General features: G+C 61.2%; 23 protein-coding genes. 9 read left to right on the plus strand and 14 right to left on the minus strand.

Annotated features, from left to right (window positions below; translation table 11 throughout):
* The 11 genes from NKH22_RS29055 to NKH22_RS29105 form a co-directional block, all read right to left on the minus strand.
* On the minus strand, window positions 1-619 hold a 619-nt coding region (locus NKH22_RS29055; RefSeq protein WP_352659014.1), incomplete at its 3' end, for a TCP-1/cpn60 chaperonin family protein.
* Between the two features lie 63 nt (window positions 620-682).
* Complete coding sequence (gene groES / locus NKH22_RS29060) at window positions 683-979, minus strand: co-chaperone GroES (protein WP_019863563.1); 297 nt, start codon at window positions 977-979, stop codon at window positions 683-685.
* A 430-nt stretch (window positions 980-1409) separates the two neighbouring features.
* Window positions 1410-2393, minus strand: a complete 984-nt coding sequence (gene bioZ, locus NKH22_RS29065; RefSeq protein ID WP_352912087.1) for a 3-oxopimeloyl-[acyl-carrier-protein] synthase BioZ — start codon at window positions 2391-2393, stop codon at window positions 1410-1412.
* On the minus strand, window positions 2390-3655 hold the full coding sequence (locus NKH22_RS29070) for an adenosylmethionine--8-amino-7-oxononanoate transaminase (RefSeq protein ID WP_352912089.1): 1266 nt from the start codon (window positions 3653-3655) through the stop codon (window positions 2390-2392). The genes bioZ and NKH22_RS29070 overlap by 4 nt, the downstream gene beginning before the upstream one ends.
* Window positions 3655-4290 (minus strand): dethiobiotin synthase, encoded by a 636-nt coding sequence (gene bioD / locus NKH22_RS29075; RefSeq protein ID WP_352447895.1) that lies wholly within the window; start codon window positions 4288-4290, stop codon window positions 3655-3657. Before bioD ends, NKH22_RS29070 begins: the two co-directional genes overlap by 1 nt.
* Window positions 4287-5438 carry an 8-amino-7-oxononanoate synthase gene (locus NKH22_RS29080; protein WP_352912092.1) on the minus strand — a complete coding sequence of 384 codons (1152 nt, stop codon included), beginning with the start codon at window positions 5436-5438 and terminating at the stop codon, window positions 4287-4289. The genes bioD and NKH22_RS29080 overlap by 4 nt, the downstream gene beginning before the upstream one ends.
* Entirely contained in the window at window positions 5435-6448 is a 1014-nt protein-coding gene (bioB, locus tag NKH22_RS29085; protein ID WP_352461166.1) for a biotin synthase BioB, read from the minus strand. The genes NKH22_RS29080 and bioB overlap by 4 nt, the downstream gene beginning before the upstream one ends.
* A gap of 92 nt (window positions 6449-6540) precedes the next feature.
* Window positions 6541-7395 (minus strand): carboxylating nicotinate-nucleotide diphosphorylase, encoded by an 855-nt coding sequence (gene nadC / locus NKH22_RS29090; protein ID WP_352447893.1) that lies wholly within the window; start codon window positions 7393-7395, stop codon window positions 6541-6543.
* The gene (locus tag NKH22_RS29095) at window positions 7395-8936 is read right to left on the minus strand and encodes an L-aspartate oxidase (protein ID WP_352724204.1); all 1542 of its coding nucleotides are present in this window, start codon (window positions 8934-8936) and stop codon (window positions 7395-7397) included. The genes nadC and NKH22_RS29095 overlap by 1 nt, the downstream gene beginning before the upstream one ends.
* Window positions 8933-9907: a quinolinate synthase NadA gene (gene nadA / locus NKH22_RS29100; protein ID WP_352912094.1), complete on the minus strand. Its 975-nt coding sequence runs from the start codon at window positions 9905-9907 to the stop codon at window positions 8933-8935. The genes NKH22_RS29095 and nadA overlap by 4 nt, the downstream gene beginning before the upstream one ends.
* A gap of 67 nt (window positions 9908-9974) precedes the next feature.
* On the minus strand, window positions 9975-10943 hold the full coding sequence (locus NKH22_RS29105) for an NUDIX hydrolase (protein WP_023673634.1): 969 nt from the start codon (window positions 10941-10943) through the stop codon (window positions 9975-9977).
* 166 nt (window positions 10944-11109) lie between these two features.
* On the opposite strand from NKH22_RS29105, the gene panB reads away from it, so the two are divergent.
* The 7 genes from panB to NKH22_RS29140 all read left to right on the plus strand — a co-directional run bounded on the left by panB (window position 11110) and on the right by NKH22_RS29140 (window position 16384).
* Window positions 11110-11970: a 3-methyl-2-oxobutanoate hydroxymethyltransferase gene (gene panB, locus NKH22_RS29110; RefSeq protein WP_023707031.1), complete on the plus strand. Its 861-nt coding sequence runs from the start codon at window positions 11110-11112 to the stop codon at window positions 11968-11970.
* Complete coding sequence (panC, locus tag NKH22_RS29115) at window positions 11967-12830, plus strand: pantoate--beta-alanine ligase (protein ID WP_023808077.1); 864 nt, start codon at window positions 11967-11969, stop codon at window positions 12828-12830. The genes panB and panC overlap by 4 nt, the downstream gene beginning before the upstream one ends.
* Before the next feature lie 93 nt (window positions 12831-12923).
* Window positions 12924-13649 carry a LuxR family transcriptional regulator gene (locus NKH22_RS29120; protein WP_286456140.1) on the plus strand — a complete coding sequence of 242 codons (726 nt, stop codon included), beginning with the start codon at window positions 12924-12926 and terminating at the stop codon, window positions 13647-13649.
* Window positions 13650-13741: 92 nt separating this feature from the next.
* Complete coding sequence (locus NKH22_RS29125) at window positions 13742-14374, plus strand: acyl-homoserine-lactone synthase (protein ID WP_031206361.1); 633 nt, start codon at window positions 13742-13744, stop codon at window positions 14372-14374.
* Between the two features lie 22 nt (window positions 14375-14396).
* On the plus strand, window positions 14397-14771 hold the full coding sequence (locus tag NKH22_RS29130) for a transcriptional regulator domain-containing protein (protein WP_352912096.1): 375 nt from the start codon (window positions 14397-14399) through the stop codon (window positions 14769-14771).
* A 58-nt stretch (window positions 14772-14829) separates the two neighbouring features.
* Complete coding sequence (locus NKH22_RS29135; protein ID WP_023808079.1) at window positions 14830-15240, plus strand: DUF2285 domain-containing protein; 411 nt, start codon at window positions 14830-14832, stop codon at window positions 15238-15240.
* 169 nt (window positions 15241-15409) lie between these two features.
* The gene (locus NKH22_RS29140; RefSeq protein ID WP_023708080.1) at window positions 15410-16384 is read left to right on the plus strand and encodes a hypothetical protein; all 975 of its coding nucleotides are present in this window, start codon (window positions 15410-15412) and stop codon (window positions 16382-16384) included.
* Between the two features lie 437 nt (window positions 16385-16821).
* Here NKH22_RS29140 and NKH22_RS29145 read toward each other — a convergent pair whose 3' ends face one another.
* The 3 genes from NKH22_RS29145 to NKH22_RS29155 form a co-directional block, all read right to left on the minus strand.
* Window positions 16822-17577 (minus strand): Crp/Fnr family transcriptional regulator, encoded by a 756-nt coding sequence (locus NKH22_RS29145; RefSeq protein WP_286456141.1) that lies wholly within the window; start codon window positions 17575-17577, stop codon window positions 16822-16824.
* Window positions 17578-17689: 112 nt separating this feature from the next.
* Window positions 17690-17902 carry a hypothetical protein gene (locus tag NKH22_RS29150; RefSeq protein ID WP_155921670.1) on the minus strand — a complete coding sequence of 71 codons (213 nt, stop codon included), beginning with the start codon at window positions 17900-17902 and terminating at the stop codon, window positions 17690-17692.
* 821 nt (window positions 17903-18723) lie between these two features.
* A complete protein-coding gene (locus NKH22_RS29155) occupies window positions 18724-19011 on the minus strand; it encodes a hypothetical protein (protein ID WP_352912098.1) in 288 nt (95 codons plus the stop codon).
* A 1011-nt stretch (window positions 19012-20022) separates the two neighbouring features.
* Here NKH22_RS29155 and bluB point away from each other — a divergent pair.
* The gene (gene bluB / locus NKH22_RS29160; RefSeq protein WP_352766404.1) at window positions 20023-20658 is read left to right on the plus strand and encodes a 5,6-dimethylbenzimidazole synthase; all 636 of its coding nucleotides are present in this window, start codon (window positions 20023-20025) and stop codon (window positions 20656-20658) included.
* 353 nt (window positions 20659-21011) lie between these two features.
* Window positions 21012-21140 (plus strand): class I SAM-dependent methyltransferase, encoded by a 129-nt coding sequence (locus tag NKH22_RS29165; RefSeq protein ID WP_352652654.1) that lies wholly within the window; start codon window positions 21012-21014, stop codon window positions 21138-21140.
* The last annotated feature ends 67 nt before the right edge of the window (window positions 21141-21207 follow it).

The raw sequence follows: 21207 nt of genomic DNA on the forward strand, positions 1-21207 counted from the left end.
TGGTGACGAAGTAGGGCGAGAGATAGCCGCGGTCGAACTGCATGCCTTCGACGACTTCCAGCTCGGTCTCGGCGGTCTTGGCTTCTTCAACCGTGATGACACCTTCATTGCCGACCTTCTGCATCGCTTCGGCGATCATCTTGCCGACCGACTCGTCGCCATTGCCGGCGATCGTGCCGACCTGGGCAACTTCCTCGGAGGTCTTGATCTTTTTGGCAGCGTTGCCGAGAGCCGCGACGACTTCGGTCACGGCCAGGTCGATGCCGCGCTTCAGGTCCATCGGGTTCATGCCGGCGGCAACGGCCTTGTTACCTTCCTGGACGATCGACTGCGCCAGAACGGTCGCGGTCGTGGTGCCATCACCGGCGATGTCGTTGGTCTTCGAAGCAACTTCGCGGATCATCTGCGCGCCCATGTTTTCGAACTTGTCGGAAAGTTCGATTTCCTTGGCGACGGTGACGCCGTCCTTGGTGATGCGCGGTGCGCCGAACGACTTGTCGATGACGACGTTGCGGCCCTTGGGACCGAGGGTCACCTTCACCGCGTCGGCGAGGATGTTGATGCCGTGAAGCATGCGCTCACGGGCATCGCGGGAGAATTTTACGTCTTTAGCAGCCATTTTTTAGCTCCTGGCAGGGGGCTTGCGATCAAGCCCGAAATTAGTTGACGGTGAGGCCGATAATCAGCCGATGATGCCCATAATGTCGGATTCCTTCATGATCAGAAGGTCTTCGCCATTGAGCTTGACTTCGGTGCCCGACCACTTGCCGAACAGGATGCGGTCGCCGGCCTTGACGTCCAGCGGGACCAGCTTGCCGGCTTCGTCGCGCGCACCTGAACCGACGGCGATGATCTCCCCTTCCTGCGGCTTTTCCTTCGCCGTATCCGGGATGATGATCCCGCCGGCGGTCTTGGATTCGGATTCGACCCGGCGTACGACCACGCGGTCATGCAGCGGCCGGAAATTCGACTTTGCCATTTTTGGATTTCCTTGGTGCGGATGTTGAACGGTGCTCCGTTGCCGGAGCATGCCTAGCACTCAGCCGAAGCGAGTGCTAACGCGGCAATGAGATAAGCCGCAGGCTCCTGCTAGTCAAGACGGAAGAGCAAAGAGCAAAGAGAAAAGAGAACACAGCAAAGAGCAGCCAGCAAAGAGCGTGTAAGAATCGAGCCTTTTATGTGAACAATGTCGGGTATCCGACATATATGGGGCGGCTCACCCTTTGTAATTGAGCTTTATTCAGATGGTACGGTTGGTGCAACGGGTGTTGCATTTGAACTCATCCAGAGGCTCGCACGGGTCGTGCTGCGTCAGCTTGGTCATGTCGAGCTTCAGAAGGCCATTTTGGCATTGGTTCTGTTGCACCTATTGCCATTCATGACCAGTCCTGCGCGTGTGAGCCGGCCGACTAGATTCCAACCACGAGAGCGCCGCCGCTGAGACCCGCACCGGCCGCCGCCAGAAGGATTTTCTCTCCTGGCTGGAATGGCTTCATCTGGTTGGCGAGCGAGAGCGACAGCGGGACCGTCGCGGCCGAAGAGTTGCCGCATTCGGCAATCGTCTTGACAATTGCTTGGTCAGCAATGCCGAGGTTTCTTCCGACCGCGCCGAAAATCCGAGTATTGGCCTGATGCGGCACAAACCGGCCGACATTGTGTGGCCGCACTCCCGCAGCGGCTAGCGCGGTTGTCGAGCAATCGGTCATCATCTCGACGGCCTTTGCGAATATTTCGGGCCCGTCGGTCATCGTCATCCGGGTCTGCCCGAGGTCGAGGTCGCCATGGAACGGCGTGTTGCTTCCTCCTGCGGGAATCTGGATCAGCCCGTAGCGCGAGCCGTCCGAAGCCACCGAGGCACCGAGAATGCCCCGATCAGCATCATCGCACTGACCGATCACCAGGGCGCCGGCGGCATCGGCGAACAACACTGAGCTCGCGCGCTCGGCTGGATTGATGCGGCGGCTGAGAATGTTGGCGGCGATGACCAGCGCTGGTTTGCCATGCAAGCGGGTGAACCCGTCCGCAAACATGAGCGCATAGATGAAGCCAGCGCAGGCGCCGGTCAGATCGACCGCGCCTGCGCGGCCAAGGCCAAGCTTGTGTGCGACCAGCGGCGCGCTGGGCGGCAGAAGATGGTCGGGCGTCGAGGTGGCAAGCAACAGCAGACCGATGTCGTGGCGCGCAATACCGGCGTTCACCAGCGCCATGTCGCCAGCCCGGGTGGCAAGACCCGACAGCGTGTCTTCGTCCGTTGCCCAGAAGCGCGAACGGATTCCGGTACGCCTTTCGATCCAGCCCGGCTCGAGGCCGAGATTGCTCTCGATCTCGGCATTGGCCACCTTGCGCCCAGGCACGTGATGGCCAAGTCCGAGAATGCGCGACGACTTGCTCATGGCCTGGACCCGAAGCGTTCCCCGGCCTCCTCGATGGCGTCATAGACTCGTTCGAGCTCGTCGTCTGCGATGCAATAGGGTGGCAGAAGGTAGAGGACATTGCCGAGCGGGCGCACAAGCAGGCCGCGCTCGAGGAAGAAAGCGCGCAGCTTCGGACCAATCTCGGCGAGATAACCTGCGGAACCGGTTCGCAGGTCGAGCGCCGCGATCGTTCCCGTGGCTCGACAGCCGGCAAAATATGGATTGTCCCGAAAGCGTTGCAGCCCGACGGCCTGCATCACGCTCAAGGCCGTGATCCGCTCGGCCACTGGCTCGTCGCGCCAGATCTCGACATTGGCGAGTGCTGCCGCACAGGCAATCGGATTGGCGGTGTAGGAGCTCGAATGGAAAAACGTCTTCTTCCGGTCCTCGGAATAGTGCGCCCGGAAGATGGCATCGGTGACAAGCGTTACGGCCAGCGGGATGGTGCCGCCGGTCAAGCCTTTGGAGGTGCACAGGATATCTGGAGAAATCGATGCCTGCTCGCAGGCGAACATGGTTCCGGTGCGTCCCCAGCCGGTCATCACCTCGTCGGCGATCAGCAGCGTGCCGGAGGCCTCAGTGATCTTCTTCAATTCGGCCAGAACCGATGCTGGATACATCAGCATGCCGCCGGCGCCCAGCACCAGCGGCTCGACGATCAAGGCTGCGGCTCGTCGATCGCGGGTCACAGCCTGGAAACGATCCAGCGTCTCCTGCTCGTGCCCCGCGGCCGGAAAGGGGATGATGTCGACCTCGAACAGCAAGGGTTCGTAGGCGGCGTTGAACACGCCACGCGCACCGACGCTCATCGTTCCGATCGTGTCACCATGATAGCTGTGCTCCATGACGACGATGCGCGAGCGCGGCGCGCCGATGTTGCGGAAATAACCGAGCGCCATCTTCAGCGCGACTTCGACTGAGGTCGAGCCACTGTCGGAATAGAACACCCAGTCGAGTCCAGCGGGAGCGAGGCCGACAAGCGCCTTGGCCAAGCGCTCTGCCGGCTCGTGCGTGAAGCCCGCAAAGATAATCTGGTCGAGGCTCGACGCGGTTGTCTCGATTGCCTTCATGATGCGGGGATGGCGGTGGCCATGTGTGACGACCCACCAGGAGGAGATGGCGTCCAGGATGCGGGCGCCGTCGGCCCTGTGGAGATAGGCGCCCTCAGTCAGGACGATTTCTGGGGTCGCATGCTCGAGCGCGTGCTGGGTGAAGGGATGCCACACATGAGACTGCGACATCAGTCACCTCCAGCAATCGAGGCGAAGGCGAAGCCGGCAACCATTGCGTCCCTCAGTGTTTTGCCCGTCAGCACATCCAGGTGCGGCAGCCTGCCGAGCTGCGGCGCACCGCTGAATTCCACGATGGTCCGTTGCGTATCGGCCATCTCATCGCCGATGAAAGCGATGCCCGCCAACGGGATGGAGCGGGCGCGGAGCGCCTCGACCGAGAGCAAGGTGTGGTTGATGGTGCCGAGCGTGGTGCGGGCGCACAGAATAACGGGCAGCCGCCATTCAGCGAAGATGTCGATGAACCTTGTGCGCCGGTTGAGCGGCACCATCAGGCCGCCGGAGCCTTCGATGACGAGCGGCGTCGGTAGGACGGGAAAAGCAAGATCGGCAGCCTTGATCGCCACGCCGTCGATCTCGGCCGAACGATGCGGCGACAGCGGGCTCCGCAAGCGGTAGGCTTCCGGCAGCACGCGCTCTGAGGGCAAGCCGGCAAGCCGCGCGACCACCTCGCTGTCGGTCTCGCCGTCGAGGCCCGATTGCACCGGTTTCCAGTAAAAGCCGTCCAGCAAACCGGCGAGCCCAGCGGCAAACACGGTCTTGCCAACTCCGGTATCCGTTCCGGTGATGACAATGCGTTGAGTCATATCGCCTCCGGTGATGTTTGGGCCAACACCTCGACCAGCGCCTCGACCATGGCGGCAATGTCGGCTTCGCCAATATTGAGCGTCAGTGAGATGCGCAGCCGCGACGTGCCCTCGGGCACGGTCGGAGGACGAACGCCGCGTATGTCGAAGCCGCGGGCCTGCAGGCGCGCCGCCACTGCCATGGTGCGCCTGACATCGCCGATTACTAAGGGCTGGATCTGAGAGCCACTTGGTGTCACACCCCAGCGATTGACCAACCGGCCGGCGCTGGCGACGCGTTCATGCAGCTGAACACGCCGCATAGGCTCGTCGGCCAGCATTGCGAGTGCCTCGCGCGCCACGACCGCCATCAGTGGCGATGGCGCGGTCGCGTAGATGAATGGCCGGCAACGGTTGATCAGATATTCGCACAGTGCCCTCGGCCCGGTCACGAGCCCACCAGATGCGCCGAGCGCCTTGCCGCAGGTGTGGAGCACTATGATGTTGTCGCGGCCCTCGAAAGCGGCGGCAAGCCCCCGGCCGTCCGGTCCCCAGACGCCGGTGGCATGCGCCTCATCAATGACGATGAATGCGCCGTGCCGATCGGCAAGCGCGACCAGGCTCTCCAAAGGCGCGCAGTCGCCATCCATGCTGTAAAGGCTTTCCACCGCGATCCAGACGCATCCCATGCCGCCTGCGACGCGCCAACGTGTAATCGCATCCTCGACAGCGGTGGCGTCGTTGTGCGCGGCCAGCACGAACTGTGCGCGCCCGGCCTGCGCACCCTCATGCATGCTGGCATGGGCGAGCTCATCGAGGACCAAAAGATCGCCCTTCTGCGGCAGGGCGCTCAGCAGAGCGAAGTTGGCGATGTAGCCGCTGCCGAAGAACAGCGCGCGGTCGGCTCCAAAGAATGCCGCCGCGTCTGCCTCGAGCTGCTCGTGTTCCGGTGCATTGCCGCGCAACAGCCGCGACCCGGTGGCGCCAACCGGCGTGCCCCGCGCAATCGCCGCCACAACCGCATCGCCAAGTCTTCTGGACGCGGCCAGCCCGAGATAGTCGTTCGACGAAAAGTCCAGCCCGGCGCGGGGCGAAAGCGTCCGCAGCCGGTCCTTGCGCGCTAGGCCCTGCAAGGTCGCATCATAACGGGCAAGCGGCGCCCCGTTCATTGCGCCTCGAGTTCCATCGGCTCGATGCCAAGGCGCCGGAACAGCAGGGTATCCTTGTCCTCACCTGGATTGTCCGCCGTCAGCAGCGTGTCGCCGAAGAAGATTGAGTTGGCGCCGGCAAAAAAGCACAGCGCCTGCATCTCGTCGGTCATCGCGGTGCGGCCGGCGGACAGACGGACATGCGATTTCGGCATCATGATGCGCGCCAGCGCGATCACGCGCACGAATTCGATCGGCTCAATGGGCTTGGCGTCTGCAAGCGGCGTGCCGGCGATCGGGATCAGCATGTTGATCGGAACGCTTTGCGGATGTTCCGGCAGATTGGCCAGCGTCACCAGCATGTCGATCCGGTCCACCGGCTCCTCGCCCATGCCGACAATGCCTCCACAGCAGACCTTGATGCCGGATTTGCGAACGTGCTCGAGCGTCTCGAGCCGCTCGGCAAAGCTCCGCGTACCGATGATCTCGCTATAGTAGCGTTCTGACGTATCGATGTTGTGGTTGTAGTAGTCGAGACCCGCCTGCTTCAGTCGCACGGCTTGCTCAAGATCGAGCATGCCGAGTGTCATGCAGGTCTCCAGGCCCAGCGCCTTGACGCCTTCGACCATCGCCACCACCGCATCCATGTCGCGCGCCTTGGGGTTTCGCCAGGCCGCGCCCATGCAATAACGGGTGGCGCCGGCATCACGCGCCTTGGTCGCTTCGGCGATGACGCGCCTGACTTCCATCAGCTTGGACGCCTCCAACCCGGTTTTGTGACGCGCCGACTGGCTGCAATAGCCACAATCCTCCGGGCATCCTCCGGTCTTGATGCTGAGCAGCCGGCTGAGCTGGACCTTGTTTGGATCGAAATTCTGGCGGTGCACGGTCTGCGCCAGGAAGAGGAGATTGTTGAAGGGGGCATGGTAAAGTGCCTGAGCCTTTTCCAGGGTCCACGCTCCAGCGTCAGGCGGGTCAGGCGATTGAGCGTGCGGCGATGTCTGCGTTGAACTTGCCGTTTGCATCTCCATGCTGTTCCTCCGGTCTGTCTTGCGGGTCTTTGCTATCTGACTATGATGATCGGAAAGGACAGTTGACCCAATCCTGTTCGTTACTCAGACAATCATGAGCCCCGATGGTCGAGGCCGATATCCAGGATCGGCGCGCTGTGGATGAGTCGGCCGACCGAAATCAGATCAACGCCGGTCGCGGCAACCGCTCGCGCTGTATGCGACGTGATCCCGCCAGAAGCCTCGGTGATAGCGCGGCCACCGACCATTGCGACGGCGCGGCGAAGATCGGGGAGGGACATGTTGTCGAGCAGAACCGCATCGGGAGCGAAGCCAAGTACCTCCTCCAGCTGGGCCAGAGTATCGACTTCGACTTCGATCTTGACGAGATGACCGGCCGCTCTTCGTGCTCGCTCGAGCGCTGGCCGGACGCCGCCTGCGATGGCGATGTGGTTGTCCTTGATCAAAATTGCATCGTCCAGGCCGAAGCGGTGATTGGACCCGCCACCTGCGCGCACGGCATACTTTTCGACTGCCCGCAATCCGGGCGTTGTCTTGCGGGTGCAGACGATCTTCGCGCCATATCCACGAACCGCAGCGACGATCGATGCCGTTGCTGTGGCGATGCCGCTCAGATGGCACAAAAAATTGAGTGCCGTCCTTTCCGCTGTGAGAATGGCTCGGGCCGGGCCAACCACTGATGCAATGACCTCTCCATCCACGACATTGCAGCCGTCTGTCCGCTCCACGGAGATTTCGACACCAGGATCAATCATGCCGAAAGCGAGCATCGCCAGATCGATGCCGGCGACAACTCCGGACTGTCGCGCCACCAACACGGTTCCCGCTTGGTATTCCTTCGGGACGATGGCGTCCGTGGTCAAGTCGCCGGCTCTGCCAAGGTCTTCAAGAAGAGATGCCCGGACAAGCGGCTCAAGCAGGACCGTGGGGAGCGGTGAGAGCATCATCACTTTGCACCTTCGGAGCTTGGCGAGTGTCCGAGTTCCCGCGCAGCCGCCAAGGCAGCTTCGAGCGTGATTTCGGACCGTCGGGCGGCAGTCGCATGATGAGGAAAATCTGTCCGGTAATGAGCGCCGCGGCTTTCTTCGCGCAACAAGGCGGCAACAGCAATCATTAGCCCGACAGCCGCCGGATCCGAGACCGCATCCTTGCTTTCGGCGAGCGGCAATAAGGCACGCGCGGCTGCTTTCAACCCTTGACCATCCCGGACGATGCCGAGTGCGCGCGACAGAAAAACGCGCACGGCTATCGGAGCGGGCGGTGGGTAAACGTTCGCAAACGCAGGCCTTGTTCTGCGCGCAGGCGTTCCGGCGACGCTTTCAGCGACCCAGCGGGCGCACACGATTGCCTCGGTCAAGGAATTGCTGGCGAGCCTGTTGGCGCCATGCAGTCCTGTCGAAGCGACTTCGCCGCAGGCCCACAGCCCCTTGACGGAGGTCCTGCCCGAGCAGTCCACGGCAACGCCACCCATGTGGTAGTGTTGGGCCGGACGAATGGGGATGAGATCGCGCGCGGGATTGATGCCCGCTCCAAGGCAGGCTGATGCGATTGTCGGGAAATGTCGAGCGAATGCTGGGCCTGGCCGTTGTCGGGCATCGAGAAAAACATGGTGGCCGTCCGCAAGATGGTTCCACACGGCGCGGGCCAAGACATCGCGAGGCGCAAGTTCCGCCCCTGGCACGCTCTGGAGAAAAGCCTGGCCGGTTTCATCGATCAGGGCAGCACCTTCGCCTCGCACAGCCTCGCTGACCAGCGCCATAGGGCGTTCTGGGCCGTCAAGGGCGGTCGGGTGGAACTGGATGAATTCGAGGTCGGCTAGGACAGCTCCAGCGCGGGCCGCAAGCGCAAGGCCTTGTCCGCAACTGCCCCAAGGGTTCGTGGTGTCGAGAAACAGTCCCCCGATGCCACCGGTGGCGAGGACGACCCGCCGTGAGCCGAAGAAGAAAGGTGCGATCGAACAGCTCGCCCAGACGCCTCGGATCGCATTCTCTCGCACGGCGAGCCGGCGCGCTTCCACGCCCTCCACGACAACTATCGACGGAGTGGAACGCACAGCCGCGATCAGCGCACGCATGATCTCACGCCCGGTGCCGTCCCCATGCGCATGAACGATGCGACGTCGGCTGTGTGCGGCCTCCAATCCGAGGCACAGTGATCCTTCCGGCGTGCGGTCAAAGCGAACCCCAAAGCCCGCAAGCCCCTCTATGGCCTTGGGCGCGGCTTGGAGGATGCGGCTCGCCACGGCTCTGTCGCAGAGACCATCCCCGGCGGCAACCGTATCGGCCAGGTGCATTGCCGGATCGTCGTCTTCGCCGAAACTTGCAGCCAGGCCCCCCTGGGCCCAGGTGCTCGAGTTGTCAGCTCCCAGCAGCGACCTTGACAGAAGAAGCACCGGCTCCGGCGACAGTTGAAGCGCGGTCATCAGTCCGGCGATGCCGCCGCCGATGATGATGGGCCGCCCGAAGAAGCTGCGGAGGTCGGCGCTCAAACTGCCAGCATCCGTTCGACCGCTAGCCGCGCGCGCCCGGCGATCCCGGGTTCAACGGTTACGACATGGTGGTTCTGCTCGAGCGCCGTGCGGATGTTGGCAAGCGTGATCCGCTTCATATGCGGGCACAAATTGCAGGGCCGGATGAACTCGACCTTTGGGTGCGCTAACGCGACGTTGTCGCTCATTGAGCATTCCGTCATCAGCACGACACGTGGCGGCCTTTGCCTTTCGACATAGTCGGACATGGCAGCCGTCGAGCCGGAAAAATCTGCTTCAGCCACGACGTCGGGCGGGCATTCGGGATGGGCGAGCACGACCACGCCGGGATGGCTTTCGCGCAACTCGCGGATCTCGGCCGGTGTAAAGCGCTCATGCACCTCGCAACGCCCTTTCCAGGCGATGATCTGCACATCTGTCTGGGCGGCGATATTCTGGGCCAGATATTCGTCCGGCAACATGATCACCCGGGGAACCCCAAGGGATTCGACGACCGCCTTGGCGTTGCCGGATGTACAGCAGATATCCGACTCGGCCTTCACTTCGGCGGACGTATTTACATAAGTGATGATCGGAACGCCGGGATAACGCTGGCGCATCAAGCGCACGTCTTCTGCCGTGATTGAGTCCGCCAACGAGCAACCGGCGCTGAGATCCGGAATGAGCACGGTCTTGCCCGGATTAAGGAGCTTGGCCGTTTCGGCCATGAAATGGACGCCGGCCAGCACGATGACTTGCGCCTCGACCGTCGCAGCCGTGCGAGCTAGTGCCAAGCTGTCGCCGACGATGTCGGCCACGCAGTGGAAGATCTCGGGCGTCTGATAGTTGTGCGCCAGAATGATCGCGTTGCGCTCGCGCTTCAGCGCAAGGATCGCCTCGATATCCTCGGCGAAAGCCGGCCATTCGATCGGCGGGATCACTCGTCGGACGCGCTCGTAGAGCAACGCGGCCGTAGGCAGCATGGCGCCCATAGACCCCCTCCCGCTTATACTCTAACTGAAAATAACCAGCATATACTTGCTGTGAGTATAAGGGATGTCAACCCCGCGCCAGCGGCAATTTTGTCCCGGCGATGAGCCTATCGTCGAGAACGGCGTGGCGGAAACGGAAAAGCTTCGCTGGCCGGCCGCCGGTCTCAGTGGTGGCCTCTCCGGTCTCCTCGACCAGCTCCTGCTGTTCGATCAGTCGGCGAAAGTTCGGCTTGTGGATGAGCCTGCCGGCGAGCGCCTCCACGGTTCGCTGCAGCTGCAAAAGCGTGAAGACCGGCGGCATCAGCTCAAAGACGACTGGGCGGTATTTGATCTTGGAGCGCAGCCGCGCAATGCCGGTCGCCACGATGCGGCGATGATCGGCGACCATGGACTTGCTGGGCACCAGCGGCGGGGGTCCTGCGTCCCGCCCTCTTACGGCCTCTTGGACCAGGCCTGCTTCGTAGACTAACTCATAGCGTTGAAGCGTGAGTTCCTCGTTCCAAAGGCGGTCGTCGAAGCCAAAGGCTATCGTCGCCCGCTGCCAGCGTTCACGTCGCGTGGCCGAATCGCCAACGCCGTTTGCCCATTCGATCAGGCGCGGCCGCAGAACGTCCAGCACGACCGCAGGCGTGCCGGAGCGGTGGTCCTCCCATGGAAAATATTCATACCAACTCTGCCATCCGCACTTGGGCGAGCCCGCTGCCTGTTCCTTGCGCGTCAATGCGAGATAGCTGATGGAGATGACGCGCTGCTGGCGCTCGGCGCCGATGCGATCCCGATCCGCGAACGTGTAGAGTTGCTCAATGTACCCCAGCCGATGGCCGGTTTGCTGCTCGACCCACCCCCTCAAGCCGGATTGCAGCGATCGGTGCTCAAGCGCAAAGGGACCGGAGGGCAAGGTGTCCGCCTGGCCGATGGTGAGGACACAGGGTTGACTGCCGTTTACGGCGACCACAAAGGCGATCAAGTCCACTTTGACGTTGTCGGCCTTGCCGGCGGCTCTGTCTTTCCTGAGTCCTATTGCCTGATCGTCCATTATTTGGCCAGCTCGGGGGCACCTTAATCGATTTAATGTAAGCGTGCCAATTGGCACGTCAACACCCCGCAGCTGCATGGCCATTTTTTTGCTCTTCGCACCTGCACAAAAATGTGCCAAAGGCGACAGCCGCAGCTGGTAACGTAGGGGAAGGAGGGTCGGTCCCATGAGCGCTTATGGTGACACCAGGGCGATCACACCGCCGGATATTCGTTCGCGCAAAGGTGGGACGCCGCTCGTTTGCCTTACCGCCTACACCACCCCAGTCGCCCGGCTTGTCGATCCCCATTGTGATGTGGTGCTCGTCGGCGACAGCGTCGGCATGGTTCTCCACGGCCTGCCCTCGACGCTCGGTGTCACGCTGGAGATGATGATCACGCACGGCCAGGCGGTGCGCCGTGGCATCAAGCAGGCGCTGATGGTGGTCGACCTGCCGTTCGGTTCCTACGAGGAAAGCCCAGAGCAGGCTTTCCGCAATGCCGCGCGCGTCATGGCCGAGACCGGCTGCACGGCCGTCAAGCTCGAAGGCGGCGAAGCGATGGCAGAGACGATCGGCTTCCTCGCCGCACGCGGCGTGCCCGTCATGGCCCATGTCGGATTGACGCCGCAGGCCATCAACACCATCGGTGGCTACCGCGTACAGGGCAGGGGCGGGGATGCCGAGCGCATCAGGCGCGACGCAATTGCGGTGGGCGAAGCGGGCGCCTTTGCGGTCGTCCTGGAGAAGGTTCCTGAGGCGCTCGCCCGCCGGATCACCAAGGAGGTGGCGACCCCGACCATTGGCATCGGTGCCTCGGCAGCCTGTGACGGCCAGATTCTCGTCGTCGACGACATGCTGGGCCTCTTCGGCGACTTCCGGCCCAAGTTCGTCAAGCGTTATGCTGAACTCCGGGAGGCGGCTGCGGCTGCGATCGCTTCCTATGCGCGCGAGGTGAAGGAGCGCCAGTTTCCCGCCGCAGAGCACGTGTTTGCCGATGCGCCCAAGCCCGCCGACACGGACGCCACCAAGAGCGGAGAAGCAGCGTGAGCGTGCCGATCGTCAGGAGCGTTGACCAGCTTCGCGAAAGCGTCGCCGCATGGCGCTGCGAAGGTGTGAGGATAGCCCTGGTGCCAACGATGGGCGTCCTGCATGAGGGCCATCTCAGCCTGGTGCGCGCTGCACTCGAGAAGGCAGACCGTGTGATAGTGACGCTCTTCGTCAACCCGAAGCAATTCAACAGCCAGGCCGATCTTGCCGCGTATCCCCGCACCGAGAACGAGGATGCCGCCAAACTGGCACCGGTTGGCGCGCACCTGCTTTATGCGCCAGATGCAGAGGAGATGTATCCGGCGGGCTTCGCCACCACCGTTTCGGTTTGCGGTGTCAGCGAAGGCCTGTGCGGTACATTCCGGCCGGGGCATTTCGACGGCGTGGCGACCGTCGTCGCCAAGCTCTTCCTGCAGACCAGCGCTGACTTCGGCTTCTTTGGCGAAAAGGACTTTCAGCAAATTCACCTGGTCAGGCGCATGGCCCGGGATCTCGATATTCCAATCACCATTGTTGCCTGTCCGACAGTCCGTGAAGCCGACGGTCTTGCGCTATCATCGCGCAATGTGCGGCTCTCGCCAGCGGAACGCGCTGTTGCTCCCAAGCTATCATCGGTCCTGCTCAAGACGGCTGAGCGGCTTGAGCGCGGCTCACCCATCATGCCAACGCTTGCAGAATCTCGCGCAGCAATTCTGACTGCAGGCTATCGCGAGGTCGAATACCTGGAACTCCGCGATGAGGCAGATCTGCAGCCGATAACAAGCCTCGATCGACCGGCACGGTTGCTTGCCGCCGCCTGGCTCGGCGGCACACGGCTCATAGACAACGTCAGACTATTTCGGATTGGTTCAACAGATTAGCCACGTTCTCGGCACGCGCCGTATTCGTCCGGGATCATCTAAAACAAGGTCTCTGCCTGGCATTGAGCGTTACGGAGGTTACGCACAGGACACATGCATCGCGTGTTTGAGAACTTCGTCGAGCAACTGTCTGCAAGTGTTGATGCTGCCGATCTCTGTGAGGCAATGGCCTCCGCTGCAGCCGGCTTCGACTTCCCGCTATTCGCCTATTTCACCTACCCGTCAGCCTCCGGCGACGCCCCCCAATTGATTTCAAACTATCCTTCATCCTGGACGTCACGTTATCTGCAACAGCGGTACCACAGTCTCGATCCGGTCATCCTGCGCGGGCTGCAAGGCTGGGATACATTCGATTGGGGTGTGGATCGCGCTCGGCACTGTCTGCCGAATTCGCAGCAACAAATTCTAGAGAGTGCGGCTGAGTTTGGCATCTGCGGCGGCCTGACGATGTCCATGCATGATCATCTCGGCCGGTTTGCTGCCCTGACCTTTGCTTCCGACGAGTCCCGTCCGCCTCTGTTGCGGTCACTGGCACGTTACGAAAAAGCATTGCAGCTGGTGGCCATCAACTTTCATATCCATGTCCGGCGCAGGCTCGCCGATCATCGCGTGGTGGATGGTGTAACGCTCACCCCGCGGGAGTTCGAGTGCCTGAAATGGGCGGCGCGCGGCAAGTCGGCTTGGGATACTAGCCAGCTTCTCGGCGTCTCAAAGCGCACAGTGACCTTTCATCTGGAAAACGCCAAGGCAAAGTTTGGCGTTCGAACGATCAACCAAGCCGTTGCACGAATGGCTGCCTCCGGCCTGACGAGATCCTGATTCTCAGCCACGATACCTGTAAACCTCTACAGGCTGCATCGATGTCAGCTTTGCCCTTCGATGGCGGGAACACATCCCACATGGAGGCGACCATGATGCAACTGATAGCACCAGACTTTTACAACGAGTTTGCAGGCGAACTCAAAGAGATGCATGGGCTCAGGTTTCGGGTCTTCAAGGAAAGGCTCGATTGGGAAGTTGATACCGAAGACCAGATGGAATCCGATCCGTTTGATGCTCTCAAGCCTGTCTATCTGCTCCTCAAAGGATCCGACTGGCGAATTCGCGGTTGCGTGCGTCTTCTGCCCAGCACCGGACCCACAATGTTGCGCGACACCTTCCCGGTGCTGCTGGGTGCTGACGTCGTGCCCTCGACCACCGACATATGGGAGAGCAGTCGTTTCGCGCTCGATCTTCCTCCGTCGGCGCCCAAGGCAGCGGGCGGGCTGGCCCAGGCGACCTACGAGCTCTTCGCGGGCATGATCGAGTTCGGCTTGGCCAAGGATCTGACCCGGATCGTAACGGTGACGGACACGCGCATGGAGCGGATCCTCCGCCTTGCTACGTGGCCATTGTCGCGCATCGGAGAACCCAAGTGCGTCGGCAAAACGGAGGCGGTGGCTGGGTTTCTCGAGATTTCCCACGCGAGCCTTTTGCGAATCCGCAGCAGGGGACGTCTGAGCGGACCGGTACTGTGGCAACCGGTTCTAGGCCCGTCAGCATAGCGCCATTGTGGACACCTGTGCCATGAAGGATGCTGGTTTGCCCAAGGAAGCGACGGTCGGCGTTGTATGCTGGCCGGACTGGCGTTGCCAGGACGCTTACCACTACGCCAGACGATTGCCACGGACTGGCTGGGCCTGGGAGTTTCTTCGGCGCAATCCACAATTCCAGCGCGACCACGCCAAAATGGCACCCTCCGCCTGCTTTGTCGGAGCCCAGGCCGACATGAAGATAATCGAGTTGACGACAGAATCGGCTTTCCTAAGACAATGGAGCCTCCTTTTTCGCGGACGCGCCACAGTCGGACGCTACATCGGCGAGGGTCTTTGGGGATCCGCGCGATTGCGCCTGTATTCTACGAGCGGCCGCGGAGCCGCTGGGGCTCGACCACGATTTTGAACCGCTTCACCTTCCATCGCTCTCATGCTGCAAGGACATCCTGCTGACAGCTGCGGGCATGCAGCACGTGCTGCTGAGGGAGAACTGCCGGAGTCTGCAGATCGCCGTTTCCGGTGCGTCCGTCCTCCGCCCGTTGCGGCTATATGTCGACGCAATCCTTCAGCCGCAGCACCTCAAGTTCCATGTCGCTGCCCTTCAGTTCCTGAACGACATCAATGATTGCCGCCGCGTGTCAGCTGCTTGCTTTCCGCCGGAACACCGCGGAGCGCGTCTGCGTATTGTACTGCAGGCTTTGGATGGCTCGCTCGCGGGAGCATCTCATCAGGAGGTCGCCATTGCCTTGTTCGGGAGACGCCGTGTCGAAGAAGATTGGCGTCATCCAGGCGGCCATCTTCGCGATCAGGTACGCCGCGCCATCCAACGTGGCCGCTTCCTGATGGGCGGCGGCTACAGACAGTTCCTGAGGTAATTGGGGTGGTTGCGATTGTCTTATCCGAACGCGCAACCTCCATTTCTCACTGCAATGGTGCGTTGCACAAAACGTGGCAAGCGCCTAGTTCTTCCGCGGCGAATCGGGTTTCGGCGAAACACCGGGACCCAACTTCGTCGATAAGTGCATTCATGACCTGAGGACCCCGATGACCGTTATGAACTCCGACAAAGCCGGCGCTGCAAGCCTTGAGACAATCGCGCGAAACGGCAGCATGCTGCGTCGCATAGCCGTACGCATTCCGACCTACCTGTCGGATATTCGCGAAAATCCGGCGTGGCTGCCCATGTTCATGTTGGCGCGCACCATGCCGGCACGGAGAATGCACTGGCGTGGTGCAAAGCCGGTCCGAAGGCCGCAAAGAGCCCAGGACACGATGTTTGCCGGTGTCAATTGCCACGACGTTGTCGACGCGCTGCGGATGGATGGGCTTTTTCCCGGCCTTGTCCTGCCTGCAATGGTGGCTGAAGATGTAGCCGCATTCGCAAGGTGCACACCTTGTTTCGGCAATTTCGATCGCCGACTCGAATTCATGCCGGCGGAGCATGCGGAGGCTGAGGCGCGATTTGGCCGTCCGTTGCTCAGCGGCCATTATTTCGAGCGCATTCTGGGCTGTAAGTCGGCCGTTGCCATCCAAAACGATCCGCTGCTCATGGATATCGCCGCGCACTATCTCGGCGGCCAGGCGACGCTGATCACGACGCGCGTCTGGTGGAGCTTCCCGACCGGCCAGGCGTCGGACGCCGACAAGAACCTGGCTTCGCTCGGCAAATACCATTTCGACCTGGACGACTGGCGGATGCTGAAGTTCTTTTTCTATCTAGTGCCCGTCGACGAGGGGACCGGCCCGCATATCTATGTTCGCGGCAGCCATGATCGCCGCGCCCTCAAGCACCAATTTACGCTTGTCGTCGGCCATCCAGCGCAAGAGATTCTGGACGTCTACGGCAAGCAGAGTCCGGTCACGCTGACCGGCAAGGCCGGTTTCGGTTTCGTCGAGGATCCGTTCGGGTTCCATATGGGCACCGTGCCGTCGCACAGGCCACGGCTGATGATGGAAGTTGGCTTCGGCGTTTCTCCTCCATCGCGCCGCCGCTTCCATGGCGAGCCTGTGATCCGCTGATTTCGAAAAGTCCCGAAACAGCCTTCCCGTTGTGAGGCAAGATAAGGCTATGCGGCTGGCGCAATGAGTCTCGCCATTGCTCCAGCTTCCTCGAGATCGCCTGCCGCGCGAAGCCTCAGATGCTCTTCGAAAACCTCCTCTACGGACCGAGTCATCTCGGGTCTCCTTTGGAGTCACCGGAAGGTGGTGCACAGCCGTATCGTGCTTCGCAATCCTGAACGACTGCGAGGGGCGGTTTGTTCCTCGCGTGGCGCATGCAGCGGTGCCGGCATGACAGCTTCGTCTTGGATCCCGATGCTCGGCAACGTCGGCGGTGAAGGCTCTGTCTAGGCGGCTTACCCGGACATGACTCCAATGCAGGAAATCGACCATCTCCTGTTCGAACACATTCGTTGGCGATCACCGTCGCGGCGCTACGGACGCCGCGGCGCCTGCGGTCAATGCAGTTTGCCGACTAGCCGAGCGTATTCGGCTTCAGCCCTGCCATATGACCCATCAGCCAGCGCAATTAGACGCGCGCGATCAAGAATGACTACCTCTCCTCGCCTTGAGCGTATCAGACCTTGGCCCTCCAAGGTTTGCAGCGCTATGGTGACGCCGGGCCGCCTGACACCGAGCATAACTGATAAGAACTCGTGCGTAATCGCAAAGCTGTTCCCCTCGACGCGATCATCACACATCACCAGCCATCTTGAGAGCCTATCGACGATGTTCATCCGGGCATTGCTGAGCGCGGTGAAGCTTGCCTGGAGGTGAAAGTAGTGAACGTAGCGGAGCAGAAAACTTCGCAGGGTTGGGCTTGTCAAAAGCGCCTTGGTGAAGAGGCCCGCGTCGATAACAAAGGCTCGGGCTTCTAATTGGACGTAACAATCGTGCGTTGACCGGTCATCGCCCATGATAAGCGCTGAGCCGGTCATACCCTCACAACCTATGATTCCGATCTCAGCTTCAATACCAGGCCGCAGTTCGCCCACCACTGACCCGAGACCGCTCTCGAAGAAGTACACGGTTCTGATTGGAGACCCCGCCACTTCGAGATGCGTCTTCAGTCCAAGGGAGACGCTTTCCAAATGAGGTTGCAGCAAGGCCAAATCTGCCGAGCACATTCGAAGCAGCAGCGAATTGCGATAGATGGAATTTTGGCCTGTGTCGCATTGCGCGGCAGTGTGAGTTTGTGAACTGGAATCTGTCATAGCTCCCTCTCCCTATTGGGGCGGAAGCATGTTGATCGCTCACAGCCGACGGACGCCCTTAGAGTTGCCGTCGATGGCACACTGTACGCCTGCGGACCGCGGATGTCCCATTTTAACTGCGTTGATCGGCGCCAGCCAGGGTTTGGCGCACCCGCTCTAACGCCGCATTCAAATGCTCCAGAAATTCGTCATCGCTTTTGGTCGCCAAGCCGACTTGTCGAGCGCGAGTTACAATGCGCTCCTGGAGTGAAACCGCTGTCTCGTAGTGGTCGACGATCATCTGAAATGAAGCGCTCATTGGGGCGGATTCAAAGAGCTGTGCCATTGTGGCAATGTAGTTCCACGATGATGAGAGTCCATGCGGCCGCCGCTTAGGTAACAATCGTACAATATACCCAAGACTGGCCGCGCTCTTTGGTTAGCCTCCAGTAGCCTTGCGAGGCGCAGCTTCTCGTCGCCCTTCTCCTCGTGACCCGGCCGACCAGTCCCGGCTTCAGCCATTCCGCCTTGTCCTTCTTATGCTCCTTCGGGACCGGGACGCCGACCTCGCCCTGCACACGATCCCATAGCGTTTGCCTCTTGTCGGCCTTGAAGGCTAACATCGCCCGCCCTTGTAGGACCGCTTTTCAGCCATGATCACCTCGGGGCGCTGAACGAAGCGCGTGCTTGTCGACTCTGTCGGTCGTCGCAGACGCTTACGGAGGCCTCACCGAAGAGGGCGATGCGCACTCCGGCTCGACGACGGCTGTCGCAAATCAGACTGCTGTGGGATGCACCACCATCGATCGGTACTAGGATTCTCAACCTCGGCAATAAGCTCCTCTGTACAGCAAGCGACCTTCCTGCCTAGCAATACCAAAAGTCAAACCCCGCCGCAGATGCACATCCCTGGCAGCACGCGTCGGTCTTTGGCCACGCATCTTCCAAACCGAAATCAAGTAGCCCGCCATCGCGCGACCCTCAACGCGATCTTGATCAGCAGTCGGGCAATAACTCATCTCTTTGGAGCTTGGTGGTGATATATAGGCGCCCAAGCCAGCGCTAATATTGCATGGAGCTAAAATGCCCGCTAAGATTTCTTGGGTGTTAGCTGGCGGGTATTTGATGGGGTTTGGTCGTCTAGGCGCGGTCGCTCTGGTTCTGGCGTCATTCATCAGCAGCGCTCATGGCCAAGAATCCTGCGACCCTAACTACACAGGCGCCTGTGTTCCAATCGCCAGCGATGTCGACTGTTCCTCCGGAAAGGGCAATGGTCCCGCATACGTACACGGGCCGGTCTCTGTCGTAGGCACCGATATCTATGATCTTGACCGAGACGGCGACGGGATAGGTTGCGAAAACGGCTAGAGGAGGCAAGTCGCCTTCCAACTTCATGACGGCACCAGCCCATCCGCTGTTTATGGCAACGGTCACCTCCGAGTTGAGGGTGAGCAACGTTCCCAGCCATTTGCATCAAATATTAGGACCTTCTAAATGCGACATGGCGACTCTGCGGTACGACGGTCGAACACCGTCCACGTCTCATCCGTCTCCTGCCATACGTTTGTCAGTTGGTAGCTGATTGTAGAATGTGCCAGTAACTGGGGATGCTCATCGCGTTCCACATGCGCGAGCCCTGATGCGCGTCAGTTATTTTTACTCTCCGAGAGACCACTGGCCCGGGCGATGTTTCTCCGAGAAGAACAAAGAGGTAGATGGTTCCGGCATGGTCCCACCAATGCTTTCCCCTTGTGAACGGCATCCAAACTTTTCGGCGGGCTTGAACAGCGGCCGCCTTTGGCGGCTGTCGTAGGGCTGATGATAGGTTCCATTCCAGCTCTTTCTAATGTGTCGTCCGAACAGTGAACGAAAGTAGAACATGTAATTCGAGCGCGAATTGACCGTGAGAGGGATGAGCTCCAATTTTGGGTCATGCCTGACGCTGCTGGAAGACGAAATTGCGGTGGCGACTGGAAGCTCAGCGATGCCCCAAATGAAATTGGGCAGCTGGTGCTGTCCGCTGCGGCGCTATGACGTCAGACGATGGTATCTGCCGAATGACCTGGGAATCTTCGGGGACGTCGAGGCCGGTCGTGGTCGGAAGCAAACTGAGTTGCAGGCGGTGCTGTAGGAACGAGTATATGCAAGCTGAGACGCCTGTCGCCGTCTCCGCGTTCCAGGCCGACGTTCTCCTCGTTCCGAGGCTTGGTGAGCGATACGGGTGCGCCTGAGTGTCAATGGCGCATTTAGCAACGGCCTGGTACACGATTCACCGCCCTGCGAGCTGATCGAAACTGGCTTGGTCGATTGCATCGTAATAGCGCCGCCCACCAGGAAAGATTTTTCTATCGTTTGCGGTTGGGGTCGCATGACGCGATTGTCGGACGCAACAAGCCAGCTTGGCAATAGGCAGAGGCTGTCCACACTGTACTCCCTAGTGCCCAATCCATACCTAACGAGACCGCCATGCCGTCACCTCCAGATTTCACCGACGATTTTCGCTCCGGGCTGATCACGCTGCTGCGCTGGCGCAGGGATGTGCGGCGCTTCGAGCCAACGGCTCTGCCAGAGGGTACGCTGGAACGCCTGCTCGAGCTCGCCAGCATTGCGCCCTCCGTTGGCCTCAGCCAGCCCTGGCGCTTCGTAGTGGTCGAGAGCCTCAAGCGGCGCACTGCCGTGAGAGACTGCTTCGAGCGCTGCAATGCCGAGGCGCTCACGCGCTTTTCGGGAGAGCGCGCCGCACTCTATGCCCGGCTGAAGCTTGCCGGGCTCGACGAGGCGCCCTGTCAATTCGCGGTCTTCGCCGACCACACGACCCGACAAGGCCATGGGCTCGGTCGCATGACCATGGCGGCGACCATCGACTATTCGGCCGTCATGGCAGTGCACACACTGTGGGTGGCGGCGCGGGCGGAGGGCATCGGCATGGGCTGGGTGTCGATCCTCGATGCGGCCGAGATGGCCCAAATTCTCGACACGCCGCCCGAATGGACGCTGATCGGCTATTTCTGCCTCGGCTATGCCAGCGAGGAGCACGACATGCCGACCTTGGAACGCGAATGCTGGGAACATCGGCGGCCGCCGGTGGTGATCAGGCGGTAGTGGGGCTGCCTATCATTCGCCTCTTCCGTGGCGATGAGCTTGACGCAGATCGGATCGCCCTTCGCCACGTTGCCATTCCGACCGAAGCCGAGGTTCGTGTTCTTGCAAAGGCTAGGAAAGAGCAGCATGACAAGCGCGACCGCAGCGAAGATGGCGCTTGCGACAACCGGGCTGAAGCCGGGCTTGGAGGTGGTCGACCTCTGTTGCGGGGCGGCTGTGCCGATCGCCACAATCGCCCGCCATGTCGTCGCACTACGCCGACCAGCTGGAGGCCGCGCAGCGCCGGCTGACCGGCGCCGGCGCGACCAATTGCGAATTCGTCGCCGGCTATGCGCTATGAACTCGCTACTCTGGTGGTGTCACGCCCCGTCGACTTCGTCTTCACGGCCAACGCCTTCGACGGCGTCCCGGACCGACCGCGGCTGGCACGTGCCGTGCGCGAGGCGCTCGCCCCCGGCGGACATTTTGTTATCGTCAACTGACACCGGCAGCCGCGCGAGACGACGACGGTCCTGAAGCGAACTCAGGCTGTCGCCAAGACAGACCATC

Source organism: Mesorhizobium sp. M1252 (assembly GCF_040318265.1).
In the GTDB taxonomy this organism is placed as follows: Bacteria; Pseudomonadota; Alphaproteobacteria; order Rhizobiales; family Rhizobiaceae; genus Mesorhizobium.

What these genes read in the sequence shown, in the direction of transcription:
- groES (WP_019863563.1), bottom strand. Translation starts at nt 979, where the DNA reads ATGGCAAAGTCGAATTTCCGGCCGCTGCATGACCGCGTGGTCGTACGC.
- bioZ (WP_352912087.1), bottom strand. Translation starts at nt 2,393, where the DNA reads ATGAGCAAGTCGTCGCGCATTCTCGGACTTGGCCATCACGTGCCTGGG.
- NKH22_RS29070 (WP_352912089.1), bottom strand. Translation starts at nt 3,655, where the DNA reads ATGTCGCAGTCTCATGTGTGGCATCCCTTCACCCAGCACGCGCTCGAG.
- bioD (WP_352447895.1), bottom strand. Translation starts at nt 4,290, where the DNA reads ATGACTCAACGCATTGTCATCACCGGAACGGATACCGGAGTTGGCAAG.
- NKH22_RS29080 (WP_352912092.1), bottom strand. Translation starts at nt 5,438, where the DNA reads ATGAACGGGGCGCCGCTTGCCCGTTATGATGCGACCTTGCAGGGCCTA.
- bioB (WP_352461166.1), bottom strand. Translation starts at nt 6,448, where the DNA reads ATGGAGATGCAAACGGCAAGTTCAACGCAGACATCGCCGCACGCTCAA.
- nadC (WP_352447893.1), bottom strand. Translation starts at nt 7,395, where the DNA reads ATGATGCTCTCACCGCTCCCCACGGTCCTGCTTGAGCCGCTTGTCCGG.
- nadA (WP_352912094.1), bottom strand. Translation starts at nt 9,907, where the DNA reads ATGGGCGCCATGCTGCCTACGGCCGCGTTGCTCTACGAGCGCGTCCGA.
- NKH22_RS29105 (WP_023673634.1), bottom strand. Translation starts at nt 10,943, where the DNA reads ATGGACGATCAGGCAATAGGACTCAGGAAAGACAGAGCCGCCGGCAAG.
- panB (WP_023707031.1), top strand. Translation starts at nt 11,110, where the DNA reads ATGAGCGCTTATGGTGACACCAGGGCGATCACACCGCCGGATATTCGT.
- NKH22_RS29120 (WP_286456140.1), top strand. Translation starts at nt 12,924, where the DNA reads ATGCATCGCGTGTTTGAGAACTTCGTCGAGCAACTGTCTGCAAGTGTT.
- NKH22_RS29125 (WP_031206361.1), top strand. Translation starts at nt 13,742, where the DNA reads ATGATGCAACTGATAGCACCAGACTTTTACAACGAGTTTGCAGGCGAA.
- NKH22_RS29130 (WP_352912096.1), top strand. Translation starts at nt 14,397, where the DNA reads ATGAAGGATGCTGGTTTGCCCAAGGAAGCGACGGTCGGCGTTGTATGC.
- NKH22_RS29135 (WP_023808079.1), top strand. Translation starts at nt 14,830, where the DNA reads ATGCAGCACGTGCTGCTGAGGGAGAACTGCCGGAGTCTGCAGATCGCC.
- NKH22_RS29140 (WP_023708080.1), top strand. Translation starts at nt 15,410, where the DNA reads ATGACCGTTATGAACTCCGACAAAGCCGGCGCTGCAAGCCTTGAGACA.
- NKH22_RS29145 (WP_286456141.1), bottom strand. Translation starts at nt 17,577, where the DNA reads ATGACAGATTCCAGTTCACAAACTCACACTGCCGCGCAATGCGACACA.
- NKH22_RS29150 (WP_155921670.1), bottom strand. Translation starts at nt 17,902, where the DNA reads ATGGCACAGCTCTTTGAATCCGCCCCAATGAGCGCTTCATTTCAGATG.
- bluB (WP_352766404.1), top strand. Translation starts at nt 20,023, where the DNA reads ATGCCGTCACCTCCAGATTTCACCGACGATTTTCGCTCCGGGCTGATC.